This window comes from Pseudonocardia sp. NPDC049154 (assembly GCF_040648315.1).
GTDB lineage: Bacteria > Actinomycetota > Actinomycetes > Mycobacteriales > Pseudonocardiaceae > Pseudonocardia.
This window is the reverse complement of the sequence record NZ_JBEZDN010000063.1, coordinates 16570-29346: the sequence shown is the minus strand read 5'-3', so window position 1 is coordinate 29346 and position 12777 is coordinate 16570. Positions and strand designations below refer to the sequence as shown.

Annotated in this window: 10 protein-coding genes; 8 read left to right on the top strand and 2 right to left on the bottom strand. The window is 73.0% G+C overall.

Annotated features, from left to right (window positions below):
* The first annotated feature begins 304 nt into the window (after positions 1-304).
* The 7 genes from AB0B41_RS25950 (at position 305) to AB0B41_RS25920 (ending at position 7154) form a co-directional block, all read left to right on the top strand.
* The gene (locus AB0B41_RS25950) at positions 305-2620 is read left to right on the top strand and encodes a xanthine dehydrogenase family protein molybdopterin-binding subunit (RefSeq protein WP_358207725.1); all 2316 of its coding nucleotides are present in this window, start codon (positions 305-307) and stop codon (positions 2618-2620) included.
* A gap of 1 nt (position 2621) precedes the next feature.
* Positions 2622-3197, top strand: coding sequence for a (2Fe-2S)-binding protein (locus tag AB0B41_RS25945; protein WP_358207723.1), 576 nt, complete (start codon positions 2622-2624; stop codon positions 3195-3197).
* Positions 3198-3222: 25 nt separating this feature from the next.
* Entirely contained in the window at positions 3223-4065 is an 843-nt protein-coding gene (locus AB0B41_RS25940; RefSeq protein WP_358207721.1) for an SDR family NAD(P)-dependent oxidoreductase, read from the top strand.
* Between the two features lie 27 nt (positions 4066-4092).
* Positions 4093-5373: a cytochrome P450 gene (locus tag AB0B41_RS25935; protein WP_358207719.1), complete on the top strand. Its 1281-nt coding sequence runs from the start codon at positions 4093-4095 to the stop codon at positions 5371-5373.
* Positions 5370-5906 carry a nuclear transport factor 2 family protein gene (locus tag AB0B41_RS25930; protein WP_358207717.1) on the top strand — a complete coding sequence of 179 codons (537 nt, stop codon included), beginning with the start codon at positions 5370-5372 and terminating at the stop codon, positions 5904-5906. Before AB0B41_RS25935 ends, AB0B41_RS25930 begins: the two co-directional genes overlap by 4 nt.
* A 128-nt stretch (positions 5907-6034) precedes the next feature.
* Positions 6035-6394: a hypothetical protein gene (locus tag AB0B41_RS25925; protein WP_358207714.1), complete on the top strand. Its 360-nt coding sequence runs from the start codon at positions 6035-6037 to the stop codon at positions 6392-6394.
* Positions 6395-6479: 85 nt separating this feature from the next.
* Entirely contained in the window at positions 6480-7154 is a 675-nt protein-coding gene (locus AB0B41_RS25920) for a DUF6766 family protein (RefSeq protein WP_358207712.1), read from the top strand.
* Positions 7155-7171: 17 nt separating this feature from the next.
* Here AB0B41_RS25920 and AB0B41_RS25915 read toward each other — a convergent pair whose 3' ends face one another.
* A complete protein-coding gene (locus AB0B41_RS25915; protein ID WP_358207710.1) occupies positions 7172-8884 on the bottom strand; it encodes a helix-turn-helix domain-containing protein in 1713 nt (570 codons plus the stop codon).
* Between the two features lie 412 nt (positions 8885-9296).
* Here AB0B41_RS25915 and AB0B41_RS25910 point away from each other — a divergent pair, with 412 nt between their 5' ends.
* A complete protein-coding gene (locus tag AB0B41_RS25910) occupies positions 9297-12062 on the top strand; it encodes a peroxidase family protein (RefSeq protein ID WP_358207708.1) in 2766 nt (921 codons plus the stop codon).
* A gap of 8 nt (positions 12063-12070) precedes the next feature.
* Here AB0B41_RS25910 and AB0B41_RS25905 read toward each other — a convergent pair whose 3' ends face one another.
* Positions 12071-12679 (bottom strand): sigma-70 family RNA polymerase sigma factor, encoded by a 609-nt coding sequence (locus tag AB0B41_RS25905; RefSeq protein WP_358207706.1) that lies wholly within the window; start codon positions 12677-12679, stop codon positions 12071-12073.
* Between the last annotated feature and the right edge of the window lie 98 nt (positions 12680-12777).

Genomic DNA, 12777 nt, shown 5'->3' with positions numbered 1-12777 from the left:
CGCCACCGCGGCCGAAGCGAGATGCCTCGACCGGTCCGAGCGGCGTTAGCCTGCTGACGACCACAGGAGAGTCGCGATGGTGCGAGCGCTGGTCACGGGCGCGGCATCCGGCTCGGGGCGGGCATGGCGCGGCTCGTCACGGGTGTCCACCTGCTGGACGACGGCGGATGGCCGGCGTGCCGATCCCCTTGCGACGGCGGGCACCCGACGTTAGGTTCCTAGCGTCGGTCGATCGTGACCGGGGGCACATGCTCCCGGCCACCCACCGCACGGCCGGTAGGCACAGGACGAGGAGGTCCGGATCATGGGCTCGATGGTCGGCGCGGCGGTGGTCCGCAAGGAGGATCCGGCCCTGCTCACCGGGCGCGGCACGTACGTCGACGACGTCCGGCTCCCCGGCACGGTGCACATGGCCTTCGTGCGCTCCTACCTCGCGCACGCGCGGATCCTCTCGGTCGACACCACCGAGGCGGCGGGCATGCCCGGTGTGCTCGGCGTGTGGACGAACGCCGACCTGGAGGGCCTGCCGCCGAACCGCTCCGTGCCCGGCATGGAGCGGCCGTGCCTGGCCAAGGACCGCGTGCACTTCGTCGGCGAGTGCGTCGCGGTCGTCGTCGCGACGGACCGCTACCTCGCCGCCGACGCCGCCGAGGCGGTCCTCGTCGAGTACGAGGAGCTGCCGGTGATGGCGTCGATCGCGGCCGCGACCGCCGAGGACGCCGTGCCGATCATCGAGGGCACGGCTTCCAACGTGGTGCTGGAGCAGGTCCTCTCGGCCACGGACGCCGAGGAGGAGCTCGCCGCGGCCCCGCACCGGCTCGCGATCCACCTGCGCAACCAGCGCTGCGCCGCGGTGCCGATGGAGCCGACCGTGTGCCTGTCGGACTGGCAGAGCTCCGGCCTCACGATCTACGCCACCACGCAGACCCCGCACCACATGCGCAACGAGATGGCGCAGATGTTCGGGCTCTCCCAGCAGGAGGTCCGGGTCGTCGCGCCGGACGTCGGCGGCGGCTTCGGCGCCAAGGCCTCCTGCTACCCCGAGTTCATCCTCACCGCGGAGCTGTCGCGGCGGCTGCGGCGCCCGGTCAAGTACGTCGAGACCCGCAGCGAGAACCTCACCTCGATGGTCCACGGCCGGGCCCAGGAGCACGACGTCGAGGTCGGCTTCGACGACGAGGGCCGGCTGCTCGCCCTGCGCGTGCGGATCACCCAGGACTGCGGCGGCTGGCCCGACGCGACCGGCATCGGGCTGCCCACGCTCACCTCGTTCATGTCCGGCGGCTGCTACAAGATCCCCGTCATCGCGCCGAGCTTCCGTTCGGTCGTCACCAACACCACCCCGGTCGGCTCGTACCGCGGCGCCGGCCGCCCCGAGGCGTCGTTCATGATCGAGCGGGTGGTCGACCACGTCGCCGCCGAGCTCGGGCTGGACCCGCTCGACGTGCGGCGGCGCAACTTCGTCCAGCCCGGCGAGATGCCGTTCGCCACCCAGTTCGAGGGCATCGTCTACGACGAGGCGAACTTCCCCGGCGCGCTCGACAAGGTGCTCGAGCACGTCGACTACCCGCAGCTGCGCAAGGAGCAGGCCGTCCGGCGGGACGACCCCTCGGCGCCGCTGCTCGGCATCGGGTTCTCCACCTTCGTCGAGATGGGCGGCTTCGGCCCCACCCCGCTGTTCGAGCAGTTCGGCTACGTCGGCGGCTGGGAGTCGGCCAACGTCCGGCTCAACGTCGACGGGTCCGCGGTGATCAAGGTCGGCACCAGCCCGCACGGGCAGGGCCACCAGACCGCCTTCGCACAGATCGTCGCGGACGAGCTGCAGATCGACTTCGACCGGATCACCCTGATCCACGGCGACACGGCCACCGTGCAGGAGGGCATCGGCACGATGGGCAGCCGCGGCGTGCCCGTCGGCGGCTCCGCGGTGATGAAGGCCGCGATCAAAGTGCGGGACAAGGCGGCGCGGATCGCCGCGCACATGCTCGAGGCGGACGAGTCCGACATCGAGCTGGTCGACGGGACGTTCCGGGTCAAGGGCGCCCCCGGCAAGTCGGTGGGTATGGGCGAGGTCGCGGTGCGGGCGTTCAAGCCCCACCTGCTGCCCGACGGCTTCGACCTCGGCCTCGACGAGACGGCCTTCCACGAGCCGCAGAACCTCTCCTACCCGTCCGGCGCCCACTGCTGCGTGGTCGAGATCGACCGCGACACCGGCAAGGTGCGGATCGCCCGGTACGTCGCCGTCGACGACTGCGGCACGGTGATCAACCCGCTGATGGCCAAGGGGCAGATCCACGGCGGCGTCGCGCAGGGCATCGCCCAGGCCCTGCTCGAGGAGGTCTCCTACGGCCCGGACGGCCAGCCGCTGGCCGGCACGCTCGTCGACTACACGCTGCCCAGCGCCGTCGACCTCCCCCACTACGAGACCGACCACCTCGTGACGAAGACGAGCTTCAACCCGCTCGGGGCGAAGGGGCTCGGCGAGTCGGGGGCGACCGCCGCGCCGCAGGCCGTGGTCAACGCGGTGGTCGACGCGCTGTCCCACCTCGGCGTCCGGGACGTCGAGATGCCGTGCACCCCCCAGAAGGTCTGGCGGGTCCTCCAGCAGAACGGAAGCTGAGATGTCCCACCACAAGGTCCGGATCACGGTCAACGGCACCGCGGGCGAGGACGAGATCGAGTCCCGCCTGCTGCTGGTGCACTACCTGCGCGAGACGCGCGGGCTCACCGGCACCCACGTCGGCTGCGACACCTCCAACTGCGGGGCCTGCACGGTGATGCTCGACGGGAGGACGGTGAAGTCCTGCACCGTGCTGGCGGTGGCCGCCGACGGCGCGGACGTCCTCACCGTCGAGGGCCTCGCCGGCGACCGTGAGCTGTCCCCGGTGCAGGAGGGCTTCCGGCAGTGCCACGGCCTGCAGTGCGGCTACTGCACCCCCGGCATGGTCATGGCCGCCACCGGGCTGCTGCTCGAGAACTCCGCACCCGACGACACCGAGATTCGCGAGGGCATCGAGGGGAACCTCTGCCGCTGCACCGGCTACGACATGATCGTCGACTCCGTCCGGTGGGCGGCGGCGAACGGCGGCGCGGGCGAGGCCGCGTCGCGGCACCTCCACGGCGGCGGCGCCCTCGCTCCCGACGACGCCGGACCCGCGCCGTCGGGCTCGCAGCCCGCCCCCGTCGTCACCCCCTGACGACCCGTCACCTGAGGAGGACCCCATGGCCGCAGTCCTGCGCGGGCTCGAGGGCAAGAACGTGCTGATCACCGGAGCGGCGAAGGGGCAGGGCTTCAGCCACGCCAAGGCCTTCGCCGACGCCGGCGCCGACATCGCCGCCCTCGACATCACCGAGCCGATCACCGACATCTACCCGCTGGCCACGACGCAGATGCTCGACGACACCGTGCGGGCGATCGAGGAGAAGGACCGGCGGATCATCCCGCTGCCCTGCGACATCCGCGACGAGTCCCAGGTCGAGGCCGCCGTCGCGAAGGCGCTGGACTTCTTCGACGGCCGCATCGACGTCCTGGTGTGCAACGCCGGCGTCGCGGCGCTCGACTCGATCCAGGGCATGCGCTCGCACGTCCTGGACGCCGTGATCGACACCATCGTCAAGGGCCACATGTACGTGGCGAAGTACGTGGTCCCGAACATGATCGGCCGGGGCGCCGGCAAGATCGTCAACATCTCGTCGGGCGTCACCGGGTCCGGGCACGCCCAGCTCTCGCACTACGTCGCGGCCAAGCACGCGATCGAGGGCCTGACCTCGGCGTGGGCCTTCGAGCTCGCCGAGTTCGGGATCAACGTCAACTGCATCGCGCCGGCCACCATCCGGCCGGGCGAGGGCCAGGGGTCCGGCATGGTGCTCGGGCTCGCGGGCGAGGTCGACATGACGCCGGACGACGCGTACGAGATGTTCTCCGCCGCGGGCAACATGCCCGGCGCCAAGTGGCGCACCGAGGTGCAGCACATCACCGACGCGGTGCTCTTCCTCGCGTCGGACAACGCCGACCAGATCACCGGCCACGTCCTGCGTGTCGACGCGGGTCAGGGAGCCAAGTAGGACCACCACCGCAGTCGGGGGACGCGCATGACCACCACGGAGAACCGACCCACAAAGCCCGTCTTCGACCAGGACCAGGAGGCGATGCGCTGCCCGTACCCGCACTACGCGGAGCTGCGGCGCACCGCCCCGGTCTTCCACGACCCGGAGTACGACATCTACGTGGTGACCCGGCACGCGGACATCGAGAAGGTCAACACCCGGCCCCGGCTGTTCTCGAGCCAGAACCCCATGGGGCCCACGGTGTCCGGCGCGATCGCGGCGATCACCCGGGCGATGACGGACGTGACGCCGGAGTTCGCCGAGCGGGTCCGGGTGGTCATGAGCCGCGGCGACGTCCTGTTCACCCAGGACCCGCCGCACCACAGCCGGCACCGGCGGATCCTCAACAAGGCGCTCACCCCGCGGTCCGTGGCCCGCATCGAGCCGCAGATCCGGCAGATGTGCCACGCCCTCGTCGACCGGTTCGCCGGCGACGGGCAGGTCGACCTCGTCCCCGCCTTCTGCTCCCCCGCCCCGATCCACGCGCTGGCCACGCTGCTCGGCGTGCCGGTGGAGAGCTCCGGGGACTTCCGGCGCTGGGCGGACGCGATCAACTCCACGATCGGCACCTCCATGACGGACGAGGAGCTGCTCGGCACGCTGGAGACGCAGATCGAGTTCTGGACGTTCTTCGAGAACGAGGTCGAGGACCGCCGGCTCCACCCGAAGGACGACCTGATCACCGCGGTGGTCCAGGCCCGCAACGAGGGCGACGCACCGCTCACGCCCAACGAGATGGTCGGGTTCTTCAGCCAGCTCATCGGCGCCGGCGCGGACACCACCACCAAGCTGATCTCGTCGTTCATGCTGATGCTCTGCGAGGACCCGGCGCTGATGACGCGGGTGCGGGAGCACCCCGAGGACCTTCCGCGGTGCCTGGAGGAGGGCCTGCGGCTGGAGTCGCCGGTGCAGGGCCTGTTCCGGGTCGCGACGGCCGACACCGAGCTGGGCGGGGTCCCCATCCCGGCCGGCGCGCACGTCTGGGTCGTCTACGCCTCGGGCAACCGGGACTCCGAGGTCTTCGACCGCCCGGACGAGTACGACGCCGACCGGGAGAAGCTCCGCTCGCACCAGGCGTTCGGGCACGGGCCGCACTCCTGCATCGGCGCACCGCTGGCCCGAGCGGTGGCCCGGATCGGGTTCGAGGTGCTCCTCGAGCGGCTCGACGACATCGCGCTCGCCGAGCCCGGGTTCGTCCCGCGCTACGACCCCAGCTACGTGATGCACGGGATGCAGTCGCTGCCGCTCACCTTCCGGGCCCGATGAGCTCCGACCTCGCCCCCGACGTCGCCTCGGACCTCGTCGCGGAGCTCGCGGCCCTGCGGCGGAGGGTCGACGTCCTGGAGTCCCAGGACCGGATCCGGCGGCTGCGCAACAGCTTCCACGACTTCGTCAACACGGACCGGTGGGCGGAGATCGGCGGGCTGTTCACCGAGGACGCCGAGCTCGACTACGACTACCTGGGCCGCGCGTCGGGCCGCGCGGCCGTCGGGGAGTTCTTCGCCGCGATCCCGCGGCTGCTCCCCGCCGACGCGGGGGCGCCGTTCGTGCGGCAGTTCGTGCACGGGCACTCGGTCGAGGTGGACGGGGCGGCCGGGGACACGGCCACCGGCACCAGCCACCTGTTCGCCACCCCGATCTACCACGGCACGAGCTTCCTGTTCTCCGGCCGGTTCGCCGACACCTACGCCCGGGTCGACGGCGAGTGGCTCTTCGCCTCGGTCACGCTGGAGATCTGGTACTCGGTGCCGCTCGCCGAGGGGTGGGCGACCGGGGAGCGGCACCGCATGTCGCTGTAGGTGTCGGCCGCTCGCGACTTCCTGTGTGGACGGCACGCCCGCGGGTACACCGGACCATGAGGTCTCGCTCGCCGGCGGGTGCCGGGCGGGTCGGTCCCCGGGCCGCGGCGGCGGTGCCGGCCCTGATCGTGGCTCCGCTCCTCCTGATGGGGTGCCGCACGGTGTCCTCGGGCGCGGAGACCGTCGCCCGGGAGTTCGTCGGCGCGTCGGTGGCGGGCGACGTCCGGACCGAGTGCGACCTGCTGGCGCCCGCGACGCGCGACACCCTGGAGCACCAGCGCGGCGGCCCGTGCGAGACGGCGCTGGCCCGCGTCGCGCTGCCGGGTGGCACGGTCGTGGGTGCCGAGGAGTGGGCCGACCGGGCGCAGGTCCGGACGACCGCGGACACCCTCTTCCTCACCCGGACGTCCGGCGGCTGGCGCGTCGCCGCCGCCGGGTGCGTCCCGCGCGGCGAGGCGCCCTACGTCTGCACCCTGGAGGGACCATGAGCGGCACCCGGGCGATCTTCCTGACCTACCTGCTGCTCCTCGCCCTCGGACTGGCCTGGTTCACGGCCGCGGGGGTGCTCCACCGATGATGCGCTTCCTCCGGGAGAACGCCCTGAGCCTCGCGTTCGGCCTCGGGTTCCTGCTCGTGCTCGGCGGGCAGGCCGTCGTCGGGTACGCGGACTTCACCCAGCAGCAGCTGAGCTCGGGCGGCGAGGCCGTCGGCTTCGGGACGTACGTGACGTCGTCGAGCTTCGGGGTGGACGTCGCCGAGAACTGGCAGTCCGAGTACCTGCAGTTCTTCCTCTACACCATGGCGACGGTGTGGCTGCTGCAGCGCGGCTCGCCGGAGTCGAAGCCGCTCGGGGACGCGGGCCGCGAGTCGGACGAGGAGCAGGCCGTGGGCCGGCACACCCGGGACGACTCACCCCCTGCGGCCGCGGCAGGCGGCCTGCGCACCGGGCTGTACTCCCGCTCGCTCGGCCTGGTCGTCGGGCTCGTGTTCCTGGCCTCGTGGACCGCGCAGTCCGTCGCGGGGTGGGCCGCGTTCAACGCCGAACAGCTCGCGGAGCGTCAGGACACCGTGTCCTGGGCCGGCTACCTGGTCGAGCCGGACTTCTGGAACCGCACGCTGCAGAACTGGCAGTCCGAGCTGCTCGCCGTCGGGTCGTTCGCCGTGCTGGCGGTCTTCCTGCGCGAGCGCGGCTCACCGGAGTCGAAGCGGGTGGGCGCGGCGCACGACGCCACCGCCGACAGCGGCTGAGCGGTCCTCCCGGCCACTCACACGACCCCGTGGAGCAGGTGCCACGCCCGCGCGGCCACGTGCAGGTTGAGCCGCGTGTCCACGGCACCCAGGTCGAGCCCGCTGATCTCCCTGATCCGCCGGAGCCGGTAGCGCAGCGTGCTCCGGTGGATCAGGAGCGCGCGGGCGGTGGCGTCGTAGTTTCCGCCCTGCTCGAGGTACTGCCACACGGTGCGGACCAGCTCGGCGCCGTTCGTGGAGTCGTAGTCGAGCAGCGGGCCGAGCCACTCCCGGACGTACCCGCGCACCTCGCCGTCGTCGCCGTCGACGGTGAGGACGCGATAGATGCCGAGGTCCTCGTACCGGGTCACCCCGCTGGGCCGGCCGGAGCCGAGGCGCACGGTGAGCGCTCGCTGCGCCTCCAGGAAGGAGCGGGCGAGTCCCGCCGGGTCGCGGCAGACCGCGCCGACGCCGATCGCGCCTACGCCGCTCCCGGAACCTGCGGGCAGCCCGTCGGTCACGGCCCGGTGCAGCTCCTCCCAGGGACACCGCCCGTTCGGCTCCTCGGGCTCGGGTGCCACCAGGACGATGCCGTCCGGGCGCCGGGTGAGCAGGGCCGTATCCCCGAGGGCGGCCCGGGTGGCCTGCTCCACGGCGCCGACCAGGCCCTCCTCGGCCGGCCAGCGCAGCACCAGCACCCGGTGCGGGCTGGTGAGGTCGTGCCCCAGGGCCTCGGCCCGGGCCCGGGCACCGGCGTCGTCGGTCCCGGCGAGCAGGTCGTCGACGAGGTCGCGGCGCAGCCGCAGCTCGGTCTCGACCAGGTTGCGCTGGTGGCTGAGCTCGACGGTCAGCATGAGAGCGCCGTGCTGCAGGACGAAGGCCTCGTACTCCCCCGCGCCGCCGTCGGGGTCGACCAGCGCGAGCACGCCCAGCACCTCGTCGCGCGGCCGGGCCACGGCCACCAGGCGGTCGCGGTCGCGCACCGGGGTCGGGCTGCGGGAGGCCGCGTCGAGGAGGGCGGCGCGCCGTCGGCGTTCGGCACGGCAGGGCTGCTCGGGACGCCCCGGCCCGGCCCAGGCCCGCAGCCCGCCGACGGCGTCCTCGACGGCCACGGGCAGGCCGGTCAGCCGGTGGACCTCGGCCGCGATGCCCGCCTCCCCCGACTCCGCGGCGACCGCGGCGGCGAGCCGCTCATGAGCGTCCCGACGGCGGCGCAGATCGGCGACGGCGGCGGTGAGCCCGGCGTTCGCCTCCGCCAGCGACGCGTTGGCCCGGCGCAGCTCGCTGGCGGCGGCGTGCTCGCGCCCGCGCAACCGGGCGGTGCCGAGCGCGTGGTTCATCTGCTGCACGAGGATCCGCAGCACCACGAGGTGTTCCCGGGGTGGGGCGTGGCCGCAGGCCACCACGAGGTGCCCCTCGTGAATGTTTCTGGCACGCAACGCGTACGCCCTGGCCCAGCCGGTGCCCGCCTGGGCCGCGACGTCGCCGTCGGCGTCGCCGAGCTCGGCCAGACGAGCGGCCAGGTCCGGCCGGTCGACGCGGCGCCCGTCAGGGGAGCGCACGCCCCCGCGGCCCGCGTCGAGCAGCGTCACGACCGGGCTGCAGGAGGTCAGCGCGGCCACCGCGGCCATGGCGCGGTCGACGATCTCGCCCACGTCGACCAGCTCCGTCAGGGCCGAGGAGAAAGTGATCAGCCGCCGCAGGTTCGCGTTCTCCCGGCGCAACGCCCGGTCGGTACGGCAGCACGGCATCTCGCGCCTCCTCACCACGGCAGCAGGTCCGCCTACCCCCGGGCGGGGCGGATCATGCGCGGATCGCGGGCCGGGATCGCGCACCGTCCCGCCGGGCCCAGGCCCGGTCCGCGGTTTGGCGTCGCGGGGCCGGTTCCCGGCCGGGACAGCCGGGGCGACCCTTGTCGTGTCGCGGCCGTACCCGGGCCGCCGGCCCCCGCGAGGAGGTGGTGTCCGTCGAGATACTCGCCAGGCAGCCAGGTAGGCGCCGGCCGGTCGGGACGCCCTTCGACCGGCCGGCGCCTCGTCGTGTGGACCCGTTCGTGGGACGATGTCCAGCGCGAGTCCGCAGCCGTCCGCACGTCCGGCGGTATCAGGTCCGAACGGCTCTGCCTCCCACCGGGAGACGGGCTCCGATCGGAAGGACCGCCTCATGGACACTGTGCGCACCAGCCGCTACGAACGGTACGAGGGCGGTTCTCCGGCCGCCGAGATCCCGGTCTTCGAGGCGATGGCCCGGGAGATCATGCGGGTCCAGGAACGGAACCGGCGTCGGGCCGGAGACCGGTCGGTGCGTCGGGCTTTCCACTCCCGCGCACTGCTGGGCGTCGAGGATGCCCGTCTGGAGGTCTCGCCGGATCTCGACCCGGGCCTACGCCAGGGCTGCTTCTTTCCCGGTGCCACGTGGCCGGTCACGGTCAGGCTGTCCGCTGCGAGCGGGATAGCGCATCCCGACACCGAGCCCGACCTGTACGGCATCGCGCTCAGGGTGCACGCGGACGACGTGAGCCACGACCTGCTCATGACCAACTTCGAGGTCTCCCCGGCGGCGAACGCACGCGAGTTCGTGGCGATGGCCGTCGCCACGGCCGGCCGGACCTCCCGAGCCGGCAAACTCGTCGGGCTCGTGACGAGGCTGCCGCTGCGCGTCGGGCTGCGGGCGACCGTGCGCATCGTGCGCAACCTCGCGAGATCGAACCGCGCCGTCGACAGCCTCGCGGAGGAGACCTACTGGTCGCGCGGGGCGATCGCGTGGGGCACGGCCCGCCCGGTCCGGTACCGGCTGCGACCGCTCGCCTCACCCCCGACACCGAAGGTCGACGGTCCGGCTCGGCTGCGAGGAGACCTCGTCCGACGGCTGAGCGCGGGCGAGGTGGTGTTCGCGTTCGAGGTCCAACGGTACGTCTCGGAGCGCCGGACCCCGGTCGAGAACACGGCGAAGCGCTGGGACGCACCGTGGGAACCCGTCGCCCGGCTCGTGCTGCCGCGCCGGGAGTGCGCGAGCGCCGGGTCCGTGCTGGCCGAGCACCGGGTCGAACGCCTCGCCTTCAACCCCTGGAACACGACGGCCGACTTCCGCCCCCTCGGGAACCTCAACCGAGCCCGGCGGGCGGCCTACGAGGCGAGCAGCGCGTACCGCTCGGCGGAGCGGTACCCCGAGGACGAGCCTCCGGTGCAGGCGGTCGCCGCCGCGGCGGCGGGCACGGTGTTCCGGTTGGTGGACCGGGTCCGACCGTGGCACGGACTCCCGACGCCGCTCGCCCTGCTGAATCTCGCGCTCATGCGACGGCGGTTACGGCAGCACAACCTGATCGACCCGGCAGCACCGGACTCGGTGGAGGTGCGGGCGCCCGCGAACCCGTCCGCGGAGGCCCGCCGCCGACGGACCTACACGGGGCGGGACAACGATCTGTCCGAGCCCGCGATGGGCTCGACAGGCACCGTGTTCGGCCGCAACATGCCGGACGGGCCGGGGGTACTCGGATCGCCCGACCCGATCACGGTCGCCGATCGGCTGATGGCCCGCACACGGTTCATCCCTGCACCCTCGCTGAACGTCCTGGCCGCCGCCTGGATCCAGTTCCAGGTCCACGACTGGGTCAACCATCGGCGCAGGCCCCTCACGGACGACCCGATCAGGCTTCCCCTCCCTCCCGGCCGGCCGTGGCGGAACCGCCCCGGTGACGGCCCGCCCGATCGCGAGATGCTGATCGCCCGGGACGCGGACGCCGGGATCAACGACACCTCGCACTGGTGGGACGGCTCGGAGGTCTACGGCGCGAACGCGGAGCGCGCCCACGAGCTGCGGGAGGACGGGGGCGCGGGTGCGCGCCTGGTCCTCGACGGGGGCCACCTGCCGCTCGACCGCGGCCTCCCGCTGACCGGCTTCTCGGACAGCTGGTGGCTCGGGCTCAGCATCGTGCAGACGCTGTTCGCCCGTGAGCACAACGCGGTGTGCGACGCGCTCGAACAGGAGTACCCCGGCCTCGGGCCCGAGCGCACGTACCAGATCGCCCGCCTGGTGGTCTCCGCGCTCATCGCCAAGATCCACACTGTGGAGTGGACCCCGGCCGTCCTCGCGACCGACGTGATCGACCAGGCGCTGAACGTGAACTGGCGGGGCGCGCAGAACCGTCTGCTCACCCGGTTCGGACTGCGGCTGCTCGATCCCCGCGCGGTCCACGGCATCCCCGGCTCGGCGCCCGGGCACGACGGGGTGCCGTTCGCGCTCACGGAGGAGTTCGTCACCGTCTATCGCATGCACCCCCTCATCCCGGACGACTACGTGTTCCTCGACCACGCGTCCGGCCGGGAGCGGGAACGCACGGAGTTCCTCGACATCCAGGGGCTCGGTGCCGAGAAGGTCCACCGCCGGATCGGCCTGCCGGACGCGGTGTTCTCGTTCGGCAACGCGAGCCCCGGAGCGGTCTCCCTGCACAACTTCCCGAACGCGCTGCGGGCGTTCGAGCGGGACGGGGAGATGGTCGATCTCGCGGTGGTCGACGTCGTCCGCACCCGGACCCGTCGGGTTCCCCGGTACAACGAGTTCCGTGCCGCCCTGCACATGCCGCCCGTGCGCAGCTTCGCCGAGCTGACGGACGACCACTCGACCCGGACCGCCCTCGCCGAGCTGTACGGCGAGGTCGACCAGGTGGACACCGTGGTCGGGCTGCTCGCCGAGCAGCCCCCGGCCGGCTTCGGCTTCAGCGACACGGCGTTCCGCATCTTCCTCCTCATGGCTTCCCGACGGCTCCAGAGCGACCGCTTCCTCACGGTGGACTACCGGCCCGAGATCTACACCGAGCTCGGCCTGGACTGGGTGGAGCGGGGCGGCATGGCGGACGTGATCCGGCGGCACTGCCCGGAGCTGATCGGCGCCGTGCCGGAGGGCAGGGCGGTGTTCGCGCCCTGGTCGTGAGCCCGTCCTCAGCCCGTCCGATACCGCAGGACGGCCGTCGTGGCCCCGAGCCGGGCCAGCCCGCGTGCCCGTGTCGGACCGATGCTGCCGATGGGCATGCCCAGCCGCCGGCCGATCTGCCGGTAGGTCAGGTCGGGCTCGGCCGCCAGGAGGGCCAGGAGCTCACGCTGGACGGGCGGCAGCTCGGCGAGCCCGTGGCGCACGGCCTCCGCGGCCTCGGCCCGGAGCAGGGCGTCGTCGGGATCGGGATGGTCGGCCGGTGCCTCGGTGCCCGGCTCGTCGAGCGGGACGATCCGGAGGCGGCCGCGCAGGGCGCGGAGGCATTCGTGGCGGGTCGTCGTCGCGATCCACCCCGGCAGGGCCCGGGGCTCGCGAATCGACGTCAGGTTCTCCCAGAGCCGCAGCCAGACCGTCTGGCTGACGTCCTGGGTGTCGCGCTCGTCGAGCCGGTAGCCCCGGGCGACGCGGCGCACCACCGGGCCGTAGCGTTCGACCAGGGCGCGCCACGCAGCCTCGTCACCGGCCGCGGCGGCGATCACCACGGACCGGACGTCCGGGACCGGCGCGGGAGGACCCGGCGGGGAGGTCGACGGCGGGTACACGTCACGTGGGGGCATCGGGTTGCCCTTCTCAGGTGCCGGAAGTGCTGGTCAGGACCACTTTCGGAGCCCGGGCAGGAGCACGTCCAAGCCCTTTCGGGAGCGGGGGCGAGAGC

Coding starts and splice junctions, on each gene's coding strand:
- AB0B41_RS25950 (WP_358207725.1), top strand. CDS start 305: ATGGGCTCGATGGTCGGCGCGGCGGTGGTCCGCAAGGAGGATCCGGCC.
- AB0B41_RS25945 (WP_358207723.1), top strand. CDS start 2,622: ATGTCCCACCACAAGGTCCGGATCACGGTCAACGGCACCGCGGGCGAG.
- AB0B41_RS25940 (WP_358207721.1), top strand. CDS start 3,223: ATGGCCGCAGTCCTGCGCGGGCTCGAGGGCAAGAACGTGCTGATCACC.
- AB0B41_RS25935 (WP_358207719.1), top strand. CDS start 4,093: ATGACCACCACGGAGAACCGACCCACAAAGCCCGTCTTCGACCAGGAC.
- AB0B41_RS25930 (WP_358207717.1), top strand. CDS start 5,370: ATGAGCTCCGACCTCGCCCCCGACGTCGCCTCGGACCTCGTCGCGGAG.
- AB0B41_RS25920 (WP_358207712.1), top strand. CDS start 6,480: ATGATGCGCTTCCTCCGGGAGAACGCCCTGAGCCTCGCGTTCGGCCTC.
- AB0B41_RS25915 (WP_358207710.1), bottom strand. CDS start 8,884: ATGCCGTGCTGCCGTACCGACCGGGCGTTGCGCCGGGAGAACGCGAAC.
- AB0B41_RS25910 (WP_358207708.1), top strand. CDS start 9,297: ATGGACACTGTGCGCACCAGCCGCTACGAACGGTACGAGGGCGGTTCT.
- AB0B41_RS25905 (WP_358207706.1), bottom strand. CDS start 12,679: ATGCCCCCACGTGACGTGTACCCGCCGTCGACCTCCCCGCCGGGTCCT.